The 2,214-nt window shown below is 57.4% G+C and carries 2 protein-coding genes; one reads left to right on the top strand and one right to left on the bottom strand.

All coding sequences use genetic code 11. The features are described 5' to 3' along the window. A partial coding sequence (locus tag H5U08_RS16455) for a hypothetical protein (protein ID WP_297035538.1) occupies positions 1-409 on the bottom strand: 409 nt, incomplete at its 3' end. A gap of 1,134 nt (positions 410-1,543) precedes the next feature. On the opposite strand from H5U08_RS16455, the gene H5U08_RS16460 reads away from it, so the two are divergent. Beyond that, the coding region (locus H5U08_RS16460; protein WP_297035541.1) for a hypothetical protein at positions 1,544-2,214 on the top strand (671 nt) is incomplete at its 3' end.

A 2,214-nucleotide genomic window follows, 5' to 3' on the forward strand; every position in this document is an offset into this window, starting at 1 on the left:
CTTGAGGACGCGGCTTGTAGGAGACAATGGCCGTCTGGAGAAACTGCGGTTCGCCCTTCTTTTTCTGCAAACGGATAAACTGGGGAGATGGTTCCTCCTTCGGCACCGAGGCGTTGTTCCCGGCCTGCTCCGTGGCCTTGGACGGAGACGACTTGGTCCTCGTTGATTTTCCCTGAGTTGCCTTGCTCTGACTCTTTGATGTCTTTTTCCTGGCTGATTTCTCCTGCGCCTGCAGACCAGCGGATTCGTCTTCAGCAGTGCTCACAAACATCTCATTTACCGGGCCGGCTGCCGCCCCCGCGACAGTGCTGTCCCGAGCGTGAGTTTGAGAGGCCAGGCCCAGTTGGCCGGACAGTACTGTCGCTGCCAGCACGGTCATGCTTCCCAGATAGAAAGTGAATGAAAGCATCCGCCCATTGGCCGTTCTCACGCTCGAATAAAGCGGACGCAGAAACCGGCTGGGCACTAGGAAAGATAGCGGAGAGGGTTGGGGAGTCATCGTCGCACCTGATGTCAATCCGGAATCAAACCATTCAGCCTGGTGTTCCCTTCCTCGTTGTCATCCGTAGTTTCGTGTCACGCTGCCTGAGCTTTCAGGCAATATCCGCCCGGCGGATGTTCCGGGTCGCCTGGTGAGCCGGACGGCAACAGCGTGGGGACATTTCCTCCCCACCACGCCGGGCATGCATCGCAGCGGGTCAGCGGAACCCAGGTCCATTGCATTGTACTCTCGACCGAAAGAGCCGTGTTCCGACAGGCACCAGCGCCGATGTCTCGCACCGCCGATCACGACACATTAGAGCATACCGCACAAATCCTGCTGAGCAAACCGTGATCCCCGTCCTGTGGGGGGGAGGGAATCGTCATGGCGGGACAGGCGAGAAGGTAACGGGTGCAGCGCGAGAGCGACTCTTCGAAGGCAGGGCGATCCAGCTAGTTTCGGCTCGTTAAATCCGGAACTTTACGGAAAATTGGAACTTTCATTGTGGCGGCGCGATCAAAAGGTTGAGGGTGGGCCAGCCTGGGACGGTCAGAAAACGCGCTGAACGCGGCCGAAACGGCGTGAACGATGGCAATCAATCCAGCAACCAGGAGTCGTCCGACGCTCGCATCCCAGGTGGCCGGCTGGCCAGTCGCTTCAATCGGTTGGCTTCTTGCCGAAAGCCCCGTCACCGGTTCGGGGGCAATCCATAACCCCAATCGGTTAGAGGGCTCGTCATGGCCAAGACTTGACGTCTATCCCCCCCGTAATCATGATAAAACAGCGGAGATGGATATTCTGGAGAAATTATCTCGGAGGTGCCGAATCAGCGTCCCATCGAAAGGTCCGTTCATCCGGCTTTTGTGAGGGGAAGTGCGTGGCAAGCGGATCCGACCTGCCGCTAGGGGGGCGGAATTTTTGGCCGTGTGAAAACGGGGTCTCACAAAAGGGGAAGGACGCAATCCTGGACAAAGGATTCGGAAAATAACCGACCAGCATCGACAGAGGTTGAGGTCGATCATGTTGACACAGCGGGTTGCTCATCAGAAGAGGAAAGGTTCTATGTTCGCCAACTTGCTGGCTTCCTTGCGTCGTCCGCGAAAGAAGTCTCATCCTGCCCGAAAGCATCGTCGTCTGCGGGTGGATGCTCTGGAAGAACGGACGCTTCTGAGTGTCACGCCGGTAGACATCCTCGATAAGCTTGCCAATCAATCGGTCCAGCCTGTGATTGCGTCTGGAAACACCAATTCGGGACAGTCACTGGCGGTGGACGCGGATGGCGATTTCGTCATTGTGTGGACCCGCTATGATACGATCATCGATCCCAATACGGGATCGCCCATGATCGATCCCCTGACGGGGCAGCCGCAGACCGAAGCCAATATCTACGCACGCTATTTCACGGACGAGGTCCAGCGGATCACTCTGCCGTCGGGTGTGTTGAACGACAACGTTCCTTCACAGTATGGGCAGTTCTCGCTGATCTACGGTGGGACGACGCTGGTACAGAAACTGACGATCTCGGCCACGTACGAGCCGTTCGCCGCTGTGCAGCAGAATATTGTGGGAACGTTTGTGCTCCAGGCGGACGCCAATGGAGACGGGATCATATCTCCGACGGAGCGGGCCACGATCGTCTATAACGAAGCGAACGACATCAACACTCTGGCGACCTCTATTCAGACCGCCCTGCAGGGTATTGGGGGACCGTTGCAAAACGCCAAGGTGACTCC

The organism is Thermogutta sp. (assembly GCF_014359955.1).
Classification (GTDB): domain Bacteria; phylum Planctomycetota; class Planctomycetia; order Pirellulales; family Thermoguttaceae; genus Thermogutta.